The following is a 19,273-nucleotide window of genomic DNA, read 5'->3' as shown; positions in this document are numbered from 1 at the left end:
AAACACTTATGATGAAAAATAAAACTGCCTGGATATTCGCAATCCTAATCCTCTTCGTTATTACAATTGCTTATGGCTACACAAAGCTTATTGTGCCGAAACAGACATTAGCTGCAATGAATTGTGCAGAAACTCCGAATCCAGCAGAAGTTTCATTATTCAAACCAACAATCGAAAACAAAAACAAACCTTCCGGTAAAGCTCCAGCAGGAATGGTTTGGATTCCCGGTGGAGAATTCTCTATGGGCAGCAATGTTGAAGACGAAAGCTTGTGCAGCATAAAAGGAGTCACGAAAGATGCCGCCCCAATACATCGCGTTTATGTAGATGGATTTTATATGGATAAAACCGAAGTTACAAATGATCAGTTTGAAGCTTTTGTAAAAGCAACCGGTTATATCACTTTTGCCGAAATAAAACCTACACCTGAAGAATATCCGGATGTGCCATTAGAAAACCTTGTTGCCGGATCGGCTGTATTTACCCCTACTCCTGCCAAAGTAGATTTAAACAACTACATGCAATGGTGGTCTTACGTACGCGGTGCAGACTGGAGACATCCGGAAGGAGCCGAAAGTTCTATAAAAGGAAAAGGCAGCTACCCAGTTGTACAAATTTCTTATGATGATGCTGCTGCTTACGCAAAGTGGGCCGGAAAAAGATTACCAACAGAAGCCGAATGGGAATTCGCAGCCCGTGGTGGGAAATCAGGCGAATTGTATGCTTGGGGAAACACCCTAAAACCTAAAGGAAAATTTCAGGCCAACATATATCAGGGACATTTTCCGATAGAAAAGGGAGACACCGGCGAAGATGGCTATATCGGTATTGCGCCAACTGCAAAATTTGCACCCAATTCTTACGGTCTTTATGATATAGGAGGAAACGTCTGGGAATGGACAAACGACTGGTATACTGCAGACTATTACAAAGTAATAAGCGAAAACGGCCAGGTTGCCAAAAACCCACAGGGTCCTGAATCTTCTTATGATCCCGGAGAACCAAACCTACCTAAAAAAGTACAGCGTGGCGGATCCTTTTTATGTACCGATCAGTATTGCACACGCTACATGGTAGGCACTAGAGGAAAAGGAGATTACAAATCACCCGCAAACCACATTGGCTTTAGATGTGTCAAATAAGTTTTTTTTTTTAGCTAGCAAATTAGCACAAATTAAAACACATCTCATATCTCTTACAAATCCAATTTCACAAATTTAAACTAGTGAAATTGGATTTTAACTTTAAATATCCAATGCAGATCAGTGAAATTTTTAGTAAACTTTTTTCAGTCTAATTTACAGTTTTCATAATTTGGAGCTTTACAACGCTTAACTATTTACTTATATTTGCCTAAAAATAAAAAAAATGCAACATATCATAGATCGTTTTATTAGTTATGTAACTATTGATACTGAATCAGATCCAAATTCAAAGACAACGCCAAGCACAGAAAAACAATGGAATCTTGCCAATAAACTAGTTGAAGAACTAAAAACAATTGGCTTATCAGATGTTACCATAGACGACAAAGCCTATATCATGGCTACATTACCTTCTAATGTTGATCACGAAGTTCCTACAATTGGTTTTGTATCTCATTTTGACACTTCTCCGGATTTTAGCGGAGCCAATATAAAACCTCAAATCGTTGAAAATTACGATGGAAAAGACATCCTTTTAAATGCTGAAAAAAACATTGTTTTATCACCAAACTACTTTAAGGATTTATTACAATACAAAGGACAAACCATTATTACTACAGATGGAACTACTTTGCTGGGAGCCGACGACAAGGCAGGAATTACCGAAATTGTCTCAGCGATGGAATACTTAATTCAGCATCCTGAAATCAAACACGGAAAAATCAGAATTGGTTTTACTCCTGACGAAGAAATTGGTCGCGGTGCGCATCATTTTGATGTGAAAAAATTTGGTGCTGCATGGGCCTATACTATGGATGGAAGCCAGATTGGCGAGTTAGAATATGAAAATTTTAATGCAGCCGGAGCTAAAATCACCTTTAAAGGAAAAAGCGTTCACCCGGGTTATGCCAAGGGAAAAATGATCAATTCGATGTTGATTGCCAACGATTTCATCAACGAACTTCCTAAAGGAGAAACTCCTCAAGAAACCAAAGGCTATGAAGGCTTTTTCCATGTCCACCACCTTACCGGAAGTATTGAAGAAACTGTTTTAGAATTAATCATTCGCGATCACAACAAGAAAAAATTCGAAAAACGTAAAGACCTAATTGCTAAAATTGCAAAAAAAATCAACAAGAAATTTGCGAAACAATTTGGAGAAGATATTGTAACTACTGAAGTAAAAGACCAGTACTACAATATGAAAGAAAAAGTACTTCCCGTAAAACACATTGTTGATATTGCCGAAAAAGCAATGCGTGAATTAAACATTAAACCGATCATCAAGCCTATTCGTGGCGGAACTGACGGGTCTCAATTGTCATTTATGGGACTTCCTTGCCCAAATATATTTGCCGGCGGTCATAACTTTCACGGAAAATACGAATATGTTCCTGCCGAAAGCATGCAAAAAGCGACAGATGTCATTGTGAAAATTACTGAATTAACCGCAATTCCAGGCATTTTTGACGCACCTGAAAAGCCAAAAAGAAAAAAATAAACTAACAAGGAATATGTCTGATAAAAAACACGTTTGGGACAAAGTCAATAACTGGGAAGAAGAACTCCTTTTCCTAAAATCGATTATTGATAAGACCGAACTGATTGAAACTGTAAAATGGGGCGGCCCAGTTTATGTTTACAACAAAAAAAATGTTATCGGCATAGGAGGTTTTAAAGAGTACTTTACGATTTGGTTCTTTAATGGAGTTTTTTTGAAAGATGAGAAAAAAAAGCTCATCAATGCTCAGGAAGACAAAACAAAATCTTTGCGTCAATGGCGTTTTACTTCAAAAAACGAAGTAAACGAAGCAGACGTTCTCGACTATATTTTAGAAGCTATTGAGAACGAAAAACAAGGCAAAATCATCAAACCCACAAAAAAAGAAGCTATTGTTTCTGAACTTTTTCAAAAAGAAACAGCTCAGAATCCCGCTTTAGCAGAAGCATTTCAGAAATTCAGTGCTTACAAGCAATATGAATTTCTCGAATACATTGAAACAGCTAAGCAGGACAAAACCAAACTTTCAAGAATTGAAAAAGTAATTCCGATGATATTACAAAACATCGGACTGAATGATAAATACAGATAGGAGGTAAATTTCAATTTTTTAAAAATTCCAAACTCCAAATTCCAAGCTACAAAAAACCGTTATCAAAGTTTAAAACTTTGATAACGGTTTTTTTTACGCAAAGACGAGTCATTTAGGAACTAGGAATCTTCGAAAGCAGCTCGACAAAGATTAAGGAATCACTATGTGGAGTTTCTTACGGAGATCCCTCCTTCCTCGGGATGACAATATTGCGATTACTTTTGCTGAATTGGATTGTGTGATTTCTCCTTTCAGTAGAAATGACAATTAAAAAAAATCCCAAACTCCTGTATTGGAATTTGGGATTTTTAATATTGTAATTTAAAAAATTAAGCTTTTTTCAAAGCGGCACTCATTTCCATAGAAATTGCTGAACGCTCAATTTTTAATTTTCCGGACATTGTTTCAATTACTGCACTTGTATCAGCAAGTTCAACGATTTTTCCGTGAAAACCACTTTTAGTAATTATTTTATCACCTACTTTCAGGCTGCTTTCAAATTCTTTTTCGTTTTTTACTCTTTTCTGTTGTGGTCTGATCATAAAGAAATACAACACTACAAACATTAGTAAATAAGGCGCAAATTTCATCAAATCTTGCATAGTATTCAGTTTTTATTTTTGTTATTAATATTTACGTTTTAAGCTCCCATAACTTCACCTGAAGCGACGTCATCAACGAGAGTTTAGAATTTATTTATAAAAATCCGGTATCAATTACATCAACCCACGTCCTACTTTAACCATTTTTTTATTCGCTGTAAGCTCTTTAACAAGGTTATCTAAAATTCCGTTGATAAAAATACTACTTTTTGGCGTAGAATACTCTTTCGCAATTTCTAAATATTCGTTAAGAGTTACTTTTACTGGAATTGAAGGGAATTTCAGAAACTCACAAATTGCCATTTTCAAGATAATAGTATCAATTTCAGCAATCCTTTCACTGTCCCAGTTTGGTGTTTTATCATCATATTCTTTTGCCAGAACCGATTCATTTAAAACTGTTCTTCTAAACAAGTCTTTAGCAAAATCCTTATCCTCAACATCTTTGTACAACTTAGGCACTCTAAAATCATCCGGATCTTCAGTTTTTATAGCCTTCAATTGTTTGATGATATGCGTATTTACAACAGGAATATCATCAACCCAGGTTAATTTATCATCCTCTAAATACTCATATAATTTTTCATTTGGAACAATTACATCTGCAAACAAATCAATCACAAATTGTCTGTCTTCTTCAAAAGTATTTGTTGTAGTGCTCATGTATTTAGCATACAATTCGCTTGATTTAATATCATTTAAAAGTAAAATGATATAATCATCATTCAGATTCCAGTTGTTGATTTTACGATTTTCTAAAGCAATACTAAGAGAGTTGCTTTCGGCTAGAAGTTGAAAAATTTTGTTTTTTACGAATTTTTCATTTGGATTACGTTCTGCAGCAGTTGCAAGATGTTTTTTACTTGAAAGATGTAAAAAAACTGATTCTTTTTTGCAAATTTCAATCAATGAAGAAAGCATTATAAGATATAGATCCTGAATATTATCAATACTGTAAAAAAGAAATTTCTCTTCTTTTTCCATATTATCAGAACCGCTTTGATGCATTGCATAAATGGATTGCATTACTTTAACGCGTATGTGTCTTCTATTTACCACCTTGTAAGAACATTTAAAAATTAGTCTGCAAAAGTATGAATTTCGCAGTTGATATTAAAATTAATTTGTAAAAAAGTATTTCGTTAAGTCTTAGTTTTCAGTCTCAGTCTTCAGTGATTTAGAAACCGCATAAAAAAAGTCTCAGTTTTCAGTCTCAGTTTTCACTTTTTGCGAAACTGAGACTAAAAACTGAGACTGTTAACTTAAAAAATTATTTTTTAGCGTTTTCAATTCTTCTCAAATCGATACGATTTTGAGCAATTGTAAGCGCTGCTTTGTGTGTTGTCATTCCGTTTTTCACAGCGTAATCGATAATCTCTAAAGTTGTATTATAGATATTTTCGGTTTTTGTCATGATTTCAGCTTTACCGTAATGCTCTAATTCAGCATATACGTTGATAATTCCACCAGCGTTGATTAAGAAATCAGGAGCATATAAAATACCTCTTTCTTGCAATCTTGCTCCGTGAATATTTTCGTCAGCCAACTGATTGTTAGCTGCTCCTGCAATAACTTTAGCTTTAATTTTATCTACTGTTGCATCATTAATGATTGCTCCCATAGCACATGGTGCATAAATATCAACATCAGCTGTATACAAATCTTCACCAGAATAGATTGAAGCATTGTATTTTGAAGCTACCTGATATAATTTCTCTTCATTGATATCAGTAATTGTAACGATTGCTCCTTCTTTAGTTAAATATTCTACTAAAGCTTCACCTACGTGACCAATTCCCTGAACTAAAACTTTTTTACCTTCTAAAACATCAGTACCAAACTGACTTTTAGCAGCAGCTTTCATTCCTAAATAAACACCGTAAGCTGTTATTGGAGAAGGATTTCCTGAACCACCTCTTTCTTCAGAGATACCCGTAACATAAGGCGTTACATCTCTAACAGTGTCCATATCTTTTGTTTCCATTCCAACATCCTCAGCAGTAATATATCTACCACCTAAGGAGTGAACAAACTCACCAAACTTACGCATTAATTCAGGTGTTTTTTGCGTTTTAGCATCACCAATAATTACTGCTTTACCTCCACCGATATTTAATCCGGTAATGGCAGATTTATATGTCATACCTCTTGAAAGACGCAAAACATCGTTTAATGCTTCCCATTCAGTATTGTAATTCCACATTCTAGTACCTCCCAAAGCTGGTCCCATAACCGAATTATGAATACCAATAATTGCTTTTAAACCTGTATCTTTGTCGTTGCAAAATACAATTTGTTCGTGATCGTCAAAAGACAATTGACCAAAAACAGGATCCATTTTTTGAAGTTCTTTTCCAGTTGCGAAAGTTGCATCCATAGCGCTACTATATTATTTGTTAAAATTATGAATTTGTCAAAAAGACTTCTCAAATTTATACAAAAAATATACATGTGCTAATTTATTATCTTTAAAATAACAATCTAACAATCGTTTTGTTTTGATAAATTTATACATTACATTAATTTTTATTCATAATATTTTACAAAATCAAAACATTTTAACATTGAATCTCTTAAAAAAATGAAAGAATTAAGTTATTTAAACAAATATTTTATCAAATATAAATATAGTTTCTCTTTAGGAATTTTAATCACTATAATCGCACAAATATTCTCTTTATTCACTCCAAAGTTAATTAGCAAGTCGCTAAATGCCATTGAAAAGTTTGATAAATTACCCGAAGCCGATCAGACTTCTCAAATAGTTATCAATACTTACCGCGAAGGATTAATTCATAACGTACTGCTAATCATAGCCACTACCATTGTTGCCGGTTTTCTAACGTTCTTAATGCGTCAGACTTTAATTGTAATGTCGCGTCATATCGAGTTTGATTTAAAAAATGAGGTTTTCAAACAGTATGAAAAACTCTCGCAGAACTTTTACAAACAAAATCGCACCGGAGATTTAATGAACCGTATTAGCGAAGATGTTTCAAAAGTTCGTATGTATGTGGGCCCTGCAGTAATGTATACTATCAATACTTTTATTCGTTTCGCCATTGTCATTATATATATGTATAATGTTTCACCATTACTGACACTTTATACTATTTTACCTTTACCAATTCTTTCCTATTGCATTTTCAAGCTAAGTTCAGAAATCAATAAAAGAAGCACCACCTTTCAACAATATTTATCTAAAGTATCCAGTTTTACGCAGGAAATTTTTTCGGGTATCCGAGTTATAAAAGCCAACTCACTGGAGAATCAGCACCAGAACAATATGATCGCTTTGGCGGATGAAAGCAAAAAAAAGAGTTTAGATTTAGCCAAAGTTCAATCCCTATTTGGCCCTTTGATGATTGCCTTAATCGGAATCAGTAATCTGGTGGTAATCTATTTTGGCGGTGTAATGTACATTAACGGAACGATTCCGAATATCGGTACTATTGCCGAATTTATTCTATATGTAAACATGCTAACCTGGCCTGTGGCTTCATTAGGATGGGTTTCGTCTATGGTTCAGGAGGCAGAAGCGTCACAGAAGCGTTTAAACGAATTTTTAAAGATTGAGCATGAAATAAAAAACAAAAACGAAAATCATTCTGACATTCAGGGCACGATTGCCTTTGAAAACGTAAGTTATACCTATGAAGACACCAATATCGAGGCGCTGAAAAATGTTACTTTTACAGTCAAAAAAGGAGAAACATTGGCCATTTTAGGAAAAACAGGCTCCGGAAAATCTACAATATTATCGCTCATCTCACGTTTGTATGATGTAACCGAGGGTAAAATCACGATCGACCAGAACGAAATCAGCAGTTTAAACCTGTATGATTTGCGAAATAATGTTGGCATTGTACCACAAGACGCTTTTTTATTTTCGGACACTATTAAAAACAATATAAAATTTGGTAATCAGAACGCTACAGATGAAGAAGTAATCGAGGCCGCCAAGAATGCGGTAGTTCACGATAATATTATTGCTTTTAACAAACAATACGACACGATTTTGGGAGAAAGAGGAATCACTCTCTCTGGTGGACAAAAGCAACGTGTGTCTATTGCGCGCGCCATTATTAAAAATCCGGCAATTTTACTTTTTGACGATTGTTTGTCGGCAGTAGATACAGAAACAGAAGAAACGATTTTAAGCAATTTATTTGAAATTTGTAAAGATAAAACTACAATTATAGTAAGTCACCGGGTATCATCTGCAAAGAACGCCGATAAAATAATCATCCTGGAAGACGGTAGGATCATTCAACAAGGCTCTCATAATCAATTAATAAATCAGGAAGGCTATTATGCATCGTTATATTTAAAACAACTTTCGGAAAAAGAATTACTTTAATTGTTGCGTAATCGATAATTTTTTATGATTTTTGAGTACTATTAATTCCAAAAATGATAGAACGTATTATGAGAGAAAATGACATGTTAGAAAAAGAAGAGATTTTTTCTAAAGTATTACGAGCAGGAAGAAGAACTTATTTCTTTGATGTGAGAGCTACTAAAGCTGACGATTATTATATCACAATTACCGAAAGTAAAAAATTTACTGAGGAGGATGGTTCTTTTCATTTTAAAAAACACAAAATCTACTTGTACAAAGAAGACTTTAGTGCTTTTGCCGAAATACTAGAAGAAATGACTTCGTACGTCTTGAACCACAAAGGCGAAGAAGTAATTTCTGAAAGACACCAAAAAGATTTCAAAAAAGAATACGGTTCTGACAAACCCGAAGGGCAAAGAACCAGTTTTACCGATATTGATTTTGACGATATTTAGTCAAAAAATTACTTTTTAAAAGTTTAAGTCCATTCTGTTTGACATTTTGGACTTTTTTTAAATCTTTAAACTCGACCATTTTAGTCGATATTTATTTATTGTCCGATAGAGACGATATTCAAATATTATTATAAAAACACCAGAAATGGAAACGCAACTATTAATTCTACCTGGACTTGGAAATTCCGGGGACAAACACTGGCAAACGTTTTGGCATAAAAAGTTCAAAAATGCAACTCGAATTGTTCACGATGAGTGGGACGAACCTATCCGTGAGGAATGGCTTAAACGCTTAAACGAAGAAATTTCAAAACTGAACAGCCCTACTGTACTTGTAGCGCATAGTTTAGCCGTTTCACTTGTTCTGCACTGGGCACAGGCAAACCAAAATTCAAATATTGTTGGAGCCTTACTCGTAGCTCCTGCCGATGTAGATTCACCTCAACATACCCCCGATTCTATTCGGAACTTTTCGCCAATGCCCATTTCAAAATTGCCCTTTCCTTCAGTTGTTGTAGCAAGTGAAAACGATCCCTACGCAACTTTCGAAAGAAAAAAGTATTTTGCCGAAATGTGGGGAAGTGATTTAGTCAATGTGGGACAAAAAGGACACATCAACTCTGATTCTGATTTAAAATACTGGGAAGAAGGACAATTGATTTTGGAACAATTGATCGAGAAAATTGGATAGTTCTCAGTCGCAGTCTCAGTTTGCAGTCGCATACTGAAAACTGTGACTGTAAACTGAAACTGTAAACTGCGACTAAAAGAAATCACCCGATTCTTAATCCGTTTTCTATTTTAAAATCAGGAGCGAGTAAAATAACATCTCCTTCCTTGCCTATGGCGCCAAGAACCAGACATTCGCTCATAAATTTTCCAATTTGTTTTCTGGGAAAATTTACTACTGAGATAATTTGTCGGTTTAACAAATCTTCTTTTTTATAATGTGTCGTTATTTGGGCGGATGATTTACGGATTCCAATTTCAGAACCAAAATCAATCGTAAGCTGATAGGCCGGTTTTCTTGCTTCGGGGAAATCATTTACTTCAATAATAGTTCCGACACGCATATCTGTTCTTTCAAATTCATTCCAGGTTAAGTCCATTTTTGCTTCAGTATTTGATGATTTACAAACCTATTAATTTTGTAATTATTATCCCTAATTCTATAACTGCTTTTTTTGAGTAGCTTCTAACTTTACGCATCAAATTGGTACGCTAACGCAAAAAAAATATAAAAATGGAAAATAACACCCTAAATAACAGTACCTCCCTTAGAGATTCTGACTTTGATATTCAACTTTTAAATACCGATAAATATATAGAAACTGCCAAAAACATAAAGCTATACGTAAAAGATTACGGAAAAGGTAAACCGGTAATTCTAATTCATGGCTGGCCGCTTTCGAATGAAATGTGGGAATATCAAATTGATTTTCTGGTTCAGAATAATTATCGCGTCATCGCTTATGACCGTCGTGGATTTGGCAAGTCATCACAACCTTACGACGGCTATGATTATGATACGCTAACTGATGATTTAAAAGAAATAATAGAGCAACTTCAATTAGAAAACGTTACTCTCGTAGGATTCTCAATGGGCGGTGGTGAAGTGGTTCGCTACTTTAGTCGTTATGGTGGTAAAGCCGTTACAAAAGCCGCATTAATTTCTTCTATCATTCCGTTCTTATTACAAACCCATGATAATCCTGACGGACATCCGAAAGAGAAAAGTGAAATTACAGCAAATACCATCAAAGAAGACCGAATTGGTTTTATTGATAATTTTGGCAAGACCTTTTTTGGTATCAACATCATCAACAGACCTTTAAGCACGCCCCTATTAGAATACTACAGAATGTTGTGTTCTTTTGCTTCACCGCGTGCTACGTTAAAATGTGCCGAATCTTTTTCTTTCACTGATTTCAGGGACGAGCTGGATGCTGTAAAAGTGCCTACTTTAATTATCCATGGTGATGATGACAAAATTGTGCCTATTGATCTTACCTCAAAAAAAGCAGCCAAAGCCATTTCTGAAAATAACTTTATTATTTATGAAGGCGCGCCACATGGTTTATTTTACACCCATAAAGATAAATTAAACAAAGATTTGTTAGACTTTTTAAACGCCTAATTTATTCCAACTACCACAGATTAATACAATTCTGATGATTTTCCAGCTGCTCGCCAGCAATGCTGTTTAAATTGTATAATCTGTGGTGAAAAATCAAAAACAGGGCTATACGCTTTCTTTTACAGAATTTTAAAGCTATTTTTGAGGAACTTATTTCTACAAAATGGCACGAACTCCTTCAAATATGATTCCCCTTGAAACAATTGCTCCTGGATTCAAATTACGAGATACCAATTCTAATAATGTTTATTCATTTGAAGATTTGAGAGGATCAAAAGGCACTTTGGTTATTTTTATTTGCAACCACTGTCCGTTTGTACTTCATGTTATCAAGGAGGTTGTAATGATTGCCAATGATTATCGTGTACAAGGAATAGGTGTTATTGCGATTTCCAGTAATGATATCGAAAAGTATCCGCAAGATGCTCCTGAATTAATGACTGAATTTGCTTTTCAGAATAAGATCGATTTTCCGTATTTGTATGACGAAAGTCAGGACGTTGCCAAAGCTTATGAAGCCGCCTGTACTCCTGATTTTTATTTATTTGACAATCAGGATCACCTGTTTTACAGAGGTCAATTAGACGATTCGAGACCTGGGAATGGGATTCCGCTTAGCGGAAGTGATCTTCGTAGCGCTATTGATGCCCTTATTTACAACAGGAGTTTAAAAGATCCTCAAAAACCAAGTATTGGCTGTAACATCAAATGGAAAACAACTCTTTAGTGTTTTCAAAAAGTTTGCTTATCTTTACCAATCCAATTAATTATTTTCCTAGTGATTACTATCAATCTATTTACAGCTTCCTCGCTATCGTTTTCTCTTATGAGAAGAACGCTTACTGCTGTATTTACTTCACATAGTAAGGCCTTTATCAATTAGGCCTCCGTCTATTTCAATTTCTTCTCTCAGACGGAGGATTTATTTATTAGTTTTCAGTTACAACTTGTAGTCTTCTATCGCAGTCTCCTTTTAAAGGCCGCCGCTAATGACTTTCATTATAAACTGGATCTGAAAATTCCGAACATTCAAATCACAATAAATTAGAATCGATATGAAACCAATCCCTACATTCTGTAAGACAGATTATCAGTTTTTAAGAGAATTGATACTAAAAAGTAAAAACACAACAAATGCCAAAGAAATTGGACAGCTTTCGCAAGAATTAGACCGCGCCATTATCCGTAAAGAAAGTGAATTGGACGAAACCGTTATACGAATCAATTCGCAGGTCACTATTGAAGATGTAAAAGCAAATAAAAGCATGAAGATTCAGATTGTCCTCCCATCCTTTGCCGATGTAAAAGAGGGAAAAATATCTATTTTAGCACCGCTTAGTGTTGCTATTATTGGCTTTAAAGAAAATGATGTTGTCGATTGGGAATTACCGGCCGGAATAAAAACATTAAAAATAACAGCCGTTAGCAATTCACCTGAAAGCATTTCTTAGTTTTTTAAACACCTCCTGCGTGAAGGTGTTTTTTTATGCTCAGTTTTAAGCAAAAAAAAACTATCCAATCTAATATTGAATAGTTTTTATAAATCTAAAACACTGACCTCTTACAATTGAGAAGTGATATAATTTGATATTAAGGCAATTTGAGTATCATCTACCTTCGCTTTTTTCTGCATTCTTACCAGAATTGGTTTCCAGTCTTCCTGACTAAATTTCTTCGGATCATATAGTTTGTGACATCTTGCACAACTGTTTTCGTACAAGTTTTTACCTTCCGCCAATGCAGGAGTTAATTCTGTAGTTTTTACTGTCTCTGTCACAGCCGGTGCAGCCGGTGCAACCTCAGCCGCTTTTTTAGTACCGCACGAAACCAAAAGCAACGTCACAGCAGTTAAAGTTAAGATCCTTAATTTCATTGTTCTTGTTTTTTTAAGTAAATATAAAAAAAATCCCATTCGGCTAGCGAATGGGATTACTATTTAAAACAATACTAAATTGCTGTAAAGTCTTATTTTACGTCCATTAATTCAACGTCAAAAATCAAAGTTGCGTTTGGTGGAATAACTCCTCCTGCACCTGCAGCTCCATAAGCCAAATCAGATGGAATTACAAAACGAGCTTTATCGCCTACTTGTAATAAAGCGATACCTTCGTCCCATCCTTCAATCACCTGTCCTTGACCTAATCTGAATTCGATTGGTTTTTTACGTGGGTAAGATGAATCAAAAACTTTTCCATTTTCTAAAGAACCTTCGTAATGTACTGCAACTGTTTTACCAGCTTCAGCTTTCTTACCTTCTCCTTTTTGAATCATTTTATAACGTAAACCACTGTCTGTTTTATCAAAACCTGCAGCCAATTGTTCCATTTTCGCTTCTGATTCTGCTTTTAAAGCAGCATCACGCTTCAAACGAGCTCCTTTTAAAGCTATAAAAGCTTCAATAGCATTCCATTTTTGAGCTTCTTCACCTACTCTGATGATTTCTACTGCTTCAAGATTATCTCCTTGAGCCACTGCATCAACAACATCCTGACCTTCGATTACATGACCAAAAACAGTATGTTTTCCGTCTAACCAAGAAGTTGGAACGTGAGTAATGTAAAATTGAGAACCGTTACTCGCCGGACCTGAATTAGCCATTGCTAAAACTCCTGGACGATCGTGTTTTAAACTTGGGTGAAACTCGTCATCAAATTTATATCCAGGATCACCAGTTCCAGTTCCTTTTGGACATCCTCCCTGAATCATAAAATCAGGAATTACTCTATGAAAAGTTAATCCGTCATAGAATTTTTGCCCCTGAGGTTTTACTTTATTCTCCATATTTCCTTCTGCAAGAGCTACAAAATTCCCTACGGTCCCAGGTGCTAAATCGTGTGCAAGTTTTACTAAAATCGAACCTTTACCAGTGTTGAATTTAGCGTATATTCCGTTTTCCATTGTTGTTATTTTTTATTTGATTGCAAATTTACAAATTAATTTTATATCAATTTATGCTTTCTGTTTTTTAGACTTTGATTTGTAAGTTAGGCCATAAACTGTAAATGCCAGTGCCGATAATCCAACACATCCAATGGTTACAGCGTGCCATCCACCCAATTTCCAGAGCAATAATCCGTAAGCCGATCCGGCTGCTGTTCCTAAAAAACTAAATGACATAAAGACGGTATTCAATCGGTTTCTGGCTTCCGGAAGCAATGAATATACTCTGGTTTGGTTTGAAATATGAACTCCCTGAATTCCGATATCAATAAATACGATTCCAATCGCAATTCCGATCACACTTTCTATCGAAAAATAAAAAACCAGAAAACTAATTAAGATCAATAAACAACCGTAACCTACCGCAATTCTTGAGTTTCCTTTGTCTCCCATTTTCCCTACTAAAGGTGCTGCCAAAGCTCCTGAAGCCCCTACAATTCCAAAAAGCCCAATTGTAGCACTGTTAAAACCGAATGGTTCTCCGGAAAGCAGTAAAACCATAGTGGTCCAAAAAGCTCCAAATTGTGCAAAACTAAACACATTAATCAGTGTAGCTTCACGTAAAACCGGCTGTGTTTTAATAAGTGTAAAAAGAGACTGAATCAACTGCCCGTAAGTTCCCTCAAACTGAGGTTTATTCACCGGAAATTTATTCTGAATCACAAAAAAGATCAATAAACAGATTCCTGCAGCAATATAAAACATAGACCTCCAACCCAATAACTGACCGATAAACCCGCTTAATGTTCTGGAAAGCAATATCCCAACAAGCAAACCGCTCATGATGGTTCCTACTACTTTTCCACGCTGTTCCGGTGCACTTAAAGAAGCTGCCAAAGGCAAAATAAGCTGTGGTACGATTGAAGTAATTCCAATTAATAAAGAAGCCACCTGCAAAAGAAAGAAACTTTTTGCCGTTGCCGCAATAATCAAAGCGATTACAGAAGCAAAAGTGGTCATTAAAATTTGTTTTTTTCGTTCAATTTTATCGCCTAGCGGAACCATAAAAAACAATCCTATCGCATAACCTGCCTGGGTTAGATAAGTTATTGTTCCCGCACTGGCTTCGGGAATTTTAAATTCATTGGCAATTAAAACAATTAAAGGCTGGCAGTAATAAAGATTTGCAACTATAAGTCCAGTGCAAGCTGCCATAAATAAGACATTCGTTTTGGATAAATTCATTTTGCAAAAATACCAATCTAATTATTACCAAAACTTTAAAAAAATTATAATTTTTCTAAGTTCAAAGGCAATTCTGTCTATTGTTTTAAAAATTATACTGAATTTTAAAACATTACGATTCTATAAAATCTTCCCTAATCGGGCTAAAAACATCCGTCAAAAGTCCGCTTTCTAAACAAACCACTCCGTGAATGGCATGAGGCGGAATGTAAAAACTATCTCCTTCTTTTAGCGTTTGGGTTACACCGCTAATAGTAACGTCAAATTTACCACTTGAAACATACGTTACCTGTGAATGATAGTGTTCGTGTAAAACACCAATTCCCCCTTTTTCAAAATGAACATTTACCAACATCACTCTTTCATCAAAGGCAAGAATTTTACGCTTGATTCCTTCACCAACAACCTCCCACTCGATTTCATCACCTTTTATAAATTCTTTGCTTGTTTTTAAATGCTGCATTTTCAATATGTTTAATTAACTTTCTATCCTTTGTAAATTTTATATATCAGCTAGCGTTTTTTCACACTAACTATTTCTATCAAATTTAAGCTAATCTGTTTTCTTATTGCTTACTTCTAAATTAATTCTTTAAAAATAAACCTTTCATCGTAATCGACTTCGGACTTTTGTAAAAAGTGAATATACTCCTCTTTCAAGGTTTTCTTTTTGTGGTGCGCTTCTTGGTTTTCAATATACTTAATGACGGCAGTCAATTGAGATTTACTGTATGAAAAGGCTCCATAGCCTTCCTGCCATTGAAAATATCCTTTGGACAATTTATTAGTATTGATCCACTTTGAGGAATCCTGTTTAATATTTTTCATCAAATCGGAAATTGATTGCGCAGGTCTGATCCCGATTAAAATATGAATATGATCCGAAACACCATTTATCGCCAGAAGTTTATGATCATTATTTTTTATAATTCCGGTTATATATTGATATAATTCTGCTTTCCATTCTTTGTTTATTAACGCACGTCTGAATTTTACTGCGAAAACAAAATGAATATGTATTTGGGTGTATGTGTTTGCCATAATTACCGATATTTAATTCCTGACGGAATAATTTGTGATGTGTAAAACATATATTCTTTCAATTCTACCGATATGTAATTCCTAACGGAATAATTTGTGATGTGTAAAACACATATTCTTTCAATTCTACCGATATGTAATTCCTGACGGAATAATGTGCGATGTGAAGATCATATATAATTTGATCCCAGTGACATGTAATTCCTAACGGAATGATTTGCGATACATAAACAATTTTTATTTTACATTTACATTATAAAATGAAAGAATAAAACTACAATATTTTTACTAATAAATATTACTTCCTCACAATTTATTTTTACTTATTTAATTATCATCAAAAAAAAAAATGCTCCGTCAGGAGCAAAAAAACAGTAAGCAAAAAAAATGCTCCGTCGGAAGCAAGATATCGGTAAATCCATCCTCAACAATGTCCCGTAGGGACAACACCTCTTTTACAGTTAGTAGCTGCCCTTAATTTTCCTCTTCTTCAAAATTATCAAAGTAGGTAAAATCTTTGGTAATTAATCCTTTTTCAATTGTAAAAATAGTACAGATCGGCAGTTCAAATTTTGAATTGTCAGGCGCTGTACCCGATGAAACAAACTCGACAATAATATGTTTCTCTCCAGACGGATAAACCTGAACAACTTTATCATGCAAATCCGGAAAAGCGGAATTAAGCTCTGCATACTTATCCGCAATTTGCTTACGGGTTTGTTTAACAATCCCCGGCCCTAATGAAGGATCTTTAAAATCAGCAGTCTCAGTATACATTTCAGACATCTTTCTCCAATCGTGGCTATTAAAATGCTCAAAATACTGTTTGATTAATTGTTCGTTTTTTGTGGTATCCATAGATTTTAATTGATTTTGATTCTGACAGGAAATAATTACAAAAGACACAATAAGCATCGCTGTTTTTTTCATGATTTATCATTTTAAGTTGCTAAAGATCAGCATAAAGCGGACATAAATATAATCAAATGATTTTGACCAAAATGATAAATTCTCAATATTTCCGTTTAAAAAACAAGAAATCAGCTTATTTTACAGCAATTGTTTGAGGTGGTTGTTGCTGTTTATCTGTTTTGTACAAATAGATCTCTCCATTCTTATGGGTATAGATGTAGGTATAGTTCCAGTAATTTGAACCAGCCATTCTGGTGCCTTCATTAGTATTTGCATTAACATACACTTGTTCCGCATAAATCAATATTTCCCCATGATCTGAATTGTGTAAAGTACGTATAGGCGGTCCCCACATCTTAATAATATTTTTTTTTGTTTGACCAATCCATTGATCATTTGCATTTTTAGTGGTTGAACATGCTTGTAAAATCAATAGAGCAGTTAATACGAGTAGCTTTTTCATGGAGGTTTTATTTTTAAGTATCTCTTTACAAAATCAAACAATTGAATTGTAATATTAGTTAAAATTAGGCATCTTTTTTTTACATTTAAGATATATTATGTTATATAATCATCATCTATTTAACCGTACAACAAACACTTATACAGCAACAAACACTATAACCTTCTCGCTATAAACTCTTTCACTAAAAACTTTTAATTATTTTCTGTCATTTTCAAATCTTGAAAATTCACAAAAATTAACTTTGTATCTTTGCACCTTAGAACTATTGAAGAAAAAAAATGCGAATTGACATTATTACAATTTTACCTGAATTATTAAAGAGTCCGTTTGAGGCTTCGATTATGAAACGTGCCATAGACAAAGGTTTAGTGGAAGTTCATTTTCATAATTTGCGTGATTACACAACAAACAAGCAAAAAAGTGTTGACGATTATCCGTTTGGCGGAGGTGCCGGAATGGTGATGACCGTTCAGCCCATTGATGCCTGTATCACGCATTTAAAAAGCCAACGCGAATACGATGAAATTATCTATATGTCGCCTGACGGGGAAACTCTAAATCAAAAAATGGCCAATACGATGTCGATGTATGAAAACATTATCATTCTCTGTGGACATTATAAAGGGGTAGATCAGCGTGTTCGTGATCATTTTATTACGAAAGAAATTTCAATTGGCGATTATGTATTATCCGGTGGAGAATTGGGAGCTTTGGTTTTATCTGATGCTTTGATCCGATTGATTCCCGGTGTTTTGAGCGACGAAACTTCAGCATTGACTGACAGTTTTCAGGACAATCTGCTTTCAGGTCCTATCTATACAAGACCGGCAGATTATAAAGGCTGGAAAGTTCCTGAAGTTTTAACAAGCGGTCATTTTGCTAAAATTGACAAATGGCGTGAGGATATGGCATACGAACATACTAAAAACAGACGTCCGGATTTATTGGAAGAAAAATAAAAAATATTCCCTCCTCATTTATTTTTAGTGATTCTTCTCCATCATACTTGAAAGCTGTAATTATCGTTATCTTTTTTGTTACTTCTTTCTAAAAGCTAAAAAATGAGCGATTTTAATCTGAAACATATTTACAATACACGGAATTATATTGAGATGAATTACAATCAAATCATCTCAATAAATTCTCTGGAGGACATTTCCTGCTACTCCTACAGGAATTTGCAACGCATTTTTTATTCTTTATTTAATGAAACTATCGGCGCTTATCAAACCCGATTGAAAGTAGAAAACGGTTACAAAAAACTGATCTACTCCAACAAACAAATCTCAGAAATTGCACTTGAAGTAGGTTTTGCCGATGTACAGTCTTTTTCAAAAACCTTCAAAAAACATTTCGACTGCGCTCCTTCACTAGCCCGAAATCAAAAAGAGCTTTTACTTAACGACACGGGTATTCTTCAATCTTTCACCTCCTTTTTAAAGCCTGAAATACTTGTAATTCCGGAAACAGCTGTTTATTATCTTAGCTCTAAAACACATTATATTAATCCCGAAATAGAAAATCTTTGGGACACTCTTTTAAAAAATGAATTTCCTGAAACTGATGCTCACTTCTTCGGAGTTATAACGGATGACATTTTAATTACCGAAAAAATAAATTGTACTTACGAAGCCTGCATTGCGACAACTGCTGTTCTTAAAAACCTTCCAAAGAAGCAAATTTTTGGGGGCAAATATGCTCGCTTTTTTCACCATGGAAGCTACCACACCCTTGAAGAAACGTATAATCAAATCTTTGGTGGCTGGTTTCTAACCCATGATTTTGAACTTTCACATTTGCCTGTTATTGAACAATACCTGAAAACCAGCGACAATTGTGATAACGAATCCGACTATCTCACAGCGATTTTTATTCCGCTTATTTGATTTGTCCATTTTGGACAACTGCCGGATTGTGTTTTAGAAATACATTTGTACCGTCAAAATACTAGTAAC

At 34.7% G+C, this 19,273-nt stretch carries 22 protein-coding genes; 11 read left to right on the top strand and 11 right to left on the bottom strand.

The annotated features are described in order from the left end of the window. The first annotated feature begins 8 nt into the window (after positions 1 to 8). From OGZ34_RS11190 to OGZ34_RS11180, 3 genes are all read left to right on the top strand, one after another. On the top strand, positions 9 to 1,142 hold the full coding sequence (locus OGZ34_RS11190) for a formylglycine-generating enzyme family protein (protein WP_263363079.1): 1,134 nt from the start codon (positions 9 to 11) through the stop codon (positions 1,140 to 1,142). 226 nt (positions 1,143 to 1,368) lie between these two features. Beyond that, complete coding sequence (gene pepT, locus OGZ34_RS11185) at positions 1,369 to 2,646, top strand: peptidase T (RefSeq protein WP_263363078.1); 1,278 nt, start codon at positions 1,369 to 1,371, stop codon at positions 2,644 to 2,646. A gap of 13 nt (positions 2,647 to 2,659) precedes the next feature. Next, positions 2,660 to 3,238 carry a YdeI/OmpD-associated family protein gene (locus OGZ34_RS11180; RefSeq protein WP_263363077.1) on the top strand — a complete coding sequence of 193 codons (579 nt, stop codon included), beginning with the start codon at positions 2,660 to 2,662 and terminating at the stop codon, positions 3,236 to 3,238. 329 nt (positions 3,239 to 3,567) lie between these two features. Here OGZ34_RS11180 and yajC read toward each other — a convergent pair whose 3' ends face one another. From yajC to OGZ34_RS11165, 3 genes are all read right to left on the bottom strand, one after another. Further along, positions 3,568 to 3,840, bottom strand: coding sequence for a preprotein translocase subunit YajC (gene yajC / locus OGZ34_RS11175; RefSeq protein ID WP_173967012.1), 273 nt, complete (start codon positions 3,838 to 3,840; stop codon positions 3,568 to 3,570). A 114-nt stretch (positions 3,841 to 3,954) separates the two neighbouring features. Next, a complete protein-coding gene (gene nusB, locus OGZ34_RS11170; protein ID WP_173967013.1) occupies positions 3,955 to 4,866 on the bottom strand; it encodes a transcription antitermination factor NusB in 912 nt (303 codons plus the stop codon). 244 nt (positions 4,867 to 5,110) lie between these two features. Next, on the bottom strand, positions 5,111 to 6,217 hold the full coding sequence (locus OGZ34_RS11165) for a Glu/Leu/Phe/Val family dehydrogenase (protein ID WP_281922148.1): 1,107 nt from the start codon (positions 6,215 to 6,217) through the stop codon (positions 5,111 to 5,113). A 204-nt stretch (positions 6,218 to 6,421) separates the two neighbouring features. Here OGZ34_RS11165 and OGZ34_RS11160 point away from each other — a divergent pair, with 204 nt between their 5' ends. From OGZ34_RS11160 to OGZ34_RS11150, 3 genes are all read left to right on the top strand, one after another. Then, on the top strand, positions 6,422 to 8,200 hold the full coding sequence (locus OGZ34_RS11160) for an ABC transporter ATP-binding protein (RefSeq protein ID WP_263363076.1): 1,779 nt from the start codon (positions 6,422 to 6,424) through the stop codon (positions 8,198 to 8,200). Positions 8,201 to 8,268: 68 nt separating this feature from the next. After that, positions 8,269 to 8,637, top strand: coding sequence for a PUR family DNA/RNA-binding protein (locus OGZ34_RS11155; RefSeq protein ID WP_017495419.1), 369 nt, complete (start codon positions 8,269 to 8,271; stop codon positions 8,635 to 8,637). A gap of 145 nt (positions 8,638 to 8,782) precedes the next feature. After that, positions 8,783 to 9,328, top strand: a complete 546-nt coding sequence (locus tag OGZ34_RS11150) for an RBBP9/YdeN family alpha/beta hydrolase (protein ID WP_263363075.1) — start codon at positions 8,783 to 8,785, stop codon at positions 9,326 to 9,328. 82 nt (positions 9,329 to 9,410) lie between these two features. Here the strand turns inward: OGZ34_RS11150 and OGZ34_RS11145 are convergent, their stop codons facing one another. Further along, on the bottom strand, positions 9,411 to 9,746 hold the full coding sequence (locus OGZ34_RS11145) for a tRNA-binding protein (RefSeq protein WP_263363074.1): 336 nt from the start codon (positions 9,744 to 9,746) through the stop codon (positions 9,411 to 9,413). Between the two features lie 134 nt (positions 9,747 to 9,880). On the opposite strand from OGZ34_RS11145, the gene OGZ34_RS11140 reads away from it, so the two are divergent. From OGZ34_RS11140 to OGZ34_RS11130, 3 genes are all read left to right on the top strand, one after another. Beyond that, positions 9,881 to 10,774, top strand: coding sequence for an alpha/beta fold hydrolase (locus OGZ34_RS11140; RefSeq protein WP_263363073.1), 894 nt, complete (start codon positions 9,881 to 9,883; stop codon positions 10,772 to 10,774). A 163-nt stretch (positions 10,775 to 10,937) separates the two neighbouring features. Beyond that, a complete protein-coding gene (locus OGZ34_RS11135; protein WP_263363072.1) occupies positions 10,938 to 11,501 on the top strand; it encodes a thioredoxin family protein in 564 nt (187 codons plus the stop codon). Between the two features lie 328 nt (positions 11,502 to 11,829). Beyond that, entirely contained in the window at positions 11,830 to 12,225 is a 396-nt protein-coding gene (locus tag OGZ34_RS11130) for a GreA/GreB family elongation factor (protein WP_263363071.1), read from the top strand. 110 nt (positions 12,226 to 12,335) lie between these two features. Here the strand turns inward: OGZ34_RS11130 and OGZ34_RS11125 are convergent, their stop codons facing one another. The 7 genes from OGZ34_RS11125 to OGZ34_RS11095 form a co-directional block, all read right to left on the bottom strand. Further along, a complete protein-coding gene (locus tag OGZ34_RS11125; RefSeq protein WP_173967020.1) occupies positions 12,336 to 12,647 on the bottom strand; it encodes a c-type cytochrome in 312 nt (103 codons plus the stop codon). Between the two features lie 92 nt (positions 12,648 to 12,739). Beyond that, positions 12,740 to 13,672: a peptidylprolyl isomerase gene (locus OGZ34_RS11120; RefSeq protein ID WP_173967021.1), complete on the bottom strand. Its 933-nt coding sequence runs from the start codon at positions 13,670 to 13,672 to the stop codon at positions 12,740 to 12,742. A gap of 51 nt (positions 13,673 to 13,723) precedes the next feature. After that, positions 13,724 to 14,869 carry an MFS transporter gene (locus tag OGZ34_RS11115; RefSeq protein WP_263363070.1) on the bottom strand — a complete coding sequence of 382 codons (1,146 nt, stop codon included), beginning with the start codon at positions 14,867 to 14,869 and terminating at the stop codon, positions 13,724 to 13,726. A 142-nt stretch (positions 14,870 to 15,011) separates the two neighbouring features. Beyond that, complete coding sequence (locus OGZ34_RS11110) at positions 15,012 to 15,362, bottom strand: cupin domain-containing protein (RefSeq protein WP_263363069.1); 351 nt, start codon at positions 15,360 to 15,362, stop codon at positions 15,012 to 15,014. A gap of 116 nt (positions 15,363 to 15,478) precedes the next feature. After that, entirely contained in the window at positions 15,479 to 15,940 is a 462-nt protein-coding gene (gene tnpA, locus OGZ34_RS11105; protein WP_263363068.1) for an IS200/IS605 family transposase, read from the bottom strand. A 474-nt stretch (positions 15,941 to 16,414) separates the two neighbouring features. After that, positions 16,415 to 16,870, bottom strand: coding sequence for a nuclear transport factor 2 family protein (locus tag OGZ34_RS11100; RefSeq protein ID WP_263363067.1), 456 nt, complete (start codon positions 16,868 to 16,870; stop codon positions 16,415 to 16,417). 115 nt (positions 16,871 to 16,985) lie between these two features. Further along, a complete protein-coding gene (locus OGZ34_RS11095) occupies positions 16,986 to 17,315 on the bottom strand; it encodes a hypothetical protein (RefSeq protein ID WP_263363066.1) in 330 nt (109 codons plus the stop codon). Between the two features lie 281 nt (positions 17,316 to 17,596). On the opposite strand from OGZ34_RS11095, the gene trmD reads away from it, so the two are divergent. Together trmD and OGZ34_RS11085 are read left to right on the top strand one after the other, a co-directional pair. Beyond that, complete coding sequence (trmD, locus tag OGZ34_RS11090; RefSeq protein ID WP_263363065.1) at positions 17,597 to 18,277, top strand: tRNA (guanosine(37)-N1)-methyltransferase TrmD; 681 nt, start codon at positions 17,597 to 17,599, stop codon at positions 18,275 to 18,277. A gap of 102 nt (positions 18,278 to 18,379) precedes the next feature. Then, the gene (locus OGZ34_RS11085) at positions 18,380 to 19,204 is read left to right on the top strand and encodes an AraC family transcriptional regulator (RefSeq protein WP_173967028.1); all 825 of its coding nucleotides are present in this window, start codon (positions 18,380 to 18,382) and stop codon (positions 19,202 to 19,204) included. Positions 19,205 to 19,273 lie beyond the last annotated feature (69 nt).

It is taken from the genome of Flavobacterium collinsii, from assembly GCF_946903285.1.
GTDB classification, from domain to species: domain Bacteria; phylum Bacteroidota; class Bacteroidia; order Flavobacteriales; family Flavobacteriaceae; genus Flavobacterium; species Flavobacterium collinsii.
This window is presented reverse-complemented; position numbering and strand designations above follow the sequence as displayed.

What these genes read in the sequence shown, in the direction of transcription:
- OGZ34_RS11190 (WP_263363079.1), top strand. Translation starts at nt 9, where the DNA reads ATGATGAAAAATAAAACTGCCTGGATATTCGCAATCCTAATCCTCTTC.
- pepT (WP_263363078.1), top strand. Translation starts at nt 1,369, where the DNA reads ATGCAACATATCATAGATCGTTTTATTAGTTATGTAACTATTGATACT.
- OGZ34_RS11180 (WP_263363077.1), top strand. Translation starts at nt 2,660, where the DNA reads ATGTCTGATAAAAAACACGTTTGGGACAAAGTCAATAACTGGGAAGAA.
- yajC (WP_173967012.1), bottom strand. Translation starts at nt 3,840, where the DNA reads ATGCAAGATTTGATGAAATTTGCGCCTTATTTACTAATGTTTGTAGTG.
- nusB (WP_173967013.1), bottom strand. Translation starts at nt 4,866, where the DNA reads ATGCAATCCATTTATGCAATGCATCAAAGCGGTTCTGATAATATGGAA.
- OGZ34_RS11165 (WP_281922148.1), bottom strand. Translation starts at nt 6,217, where the DNA reads ATGGATGCAACTTTCGCAACTGGAAAAGAACTTCAAAAAATGGATCCT.
- OGZ34_RS11160 (WP_263363076.1), top strand. Translation starts at nt 6,422, where the DNA reads ATGAAAGAATTAAGTTATTTAAACAAATATTTTATCAAATATAAATAT.
- OGZ34_RS11155 (WP_017495419.1), top strand. Translation starts at nt 8,269, where the DNA reads ATGAGAGAAAATGACATGTTAGAAAAAGAAGAGATTTTTTCTAAAGTA.
- OGZ34_RS11150 (WP_263363075.1), top strand. Translation starts at nt 8,783, where the DNA reads ATGGAAACGCAACTATTAATTCTACCTGGACTTGGAAATTCCGGGGAC.
- OGZ34_RS11145 (WP_263363074.1), bottom strand. Translation starts at nt 9,746, where the DNA reads ATGGACTTAACCTGGAATGAATTTGAAAGAACAGATATGCGTGTCGGA.
- OGZ34_RS11140 (WP_263363073.1), top strand. Translation starts at nt 9,881, where the DNA reads ATGGAAAATAACACCCTAAATAACAGTACCTCCCTTAGAGATTCTGAC.
- OGZ34_RS11135 (WP_263363072.1), top strand. Translation starts at nt 10,938, where the DNA reads ATGGCACGAACTCCTTCAAATATGATTCCCCTTGAAACAATTGCTCCT.
- OGZ34_RS11130 (WP_263363071.1), top strand. Translation starts at nt 11,830, where the DNA reads ATGAAACCAATCCCTACATTCTGTAAGACAGATTATCAGTTTTTAAGA.
- OGZ34_RS11125 (WP_173967020.1), bottom strand. Translation starts at nt 12,647, where the DNA reads ATGAAATTAAGGATCTTAACTTTAACTGCTGTGACGTTGCTTTTGGTT.
- OGZ34_RS11120 (WP_173967021.1), bottom strand. Translation starts at nt 13,672, where the DNA reads ATGGAAAACGGAATATACGCTAAATTCAACACTGGTAAAGGTTCGATT.
- OGZ34_RS11115 (WP_263363070.1), bottom strand. Translation starts at nt 14,869, where the DNA reads ATGGCAGCTTGCACTGGACTTATAGTTGCAAATCTTTATTACTGCCAG.
- OGZ34_RS11110 (WP_263363069.1), bottom strand. Translation starts at nt 15,362, where the DNA reads ATGCAGCATTTAAAAACAAGCAAAGAATTTATAAAAGGTGATGAAATC.
- tnpA (WP_263363068.1), bottom strand. Translation starts at nt 15,940, where the DNA reads ATGGCAAACACATACACCCAAATACATATTCATTTTGTTTTCGCAGTA.
- OGZ34_RS11100 (WP_263363067.1), bottom strand. Translation starts at nt 16,870, where the DNA reads ATGAAAAAAACAGCGATGCTTATTGTGTCTTTTGTAATTATTTCCTGT.
- OGZ34_RS11095 (WP_263363066.1), bottom strand. Translation starts at nt 17,315, where the DNA reads ATGAAAAAGCTACTCGTATTAACTGCTCTATTGATTTTACAAGCATGT.
- trmD (WP_263363065.1), top strand. Translation starts at nt 17,597, where the DNA reads ATGCGAATTGACATTATTACAATTTTACCTGAATTATTAAAGAGTCCG.
- OGZ34_RS11085 (WP_173967028.1), top strand. Translation starts at nt 18,380, where the DNA reads ATGAGCGATTTTAATCTGAAACATATTTACAATACACGGAATTATATT.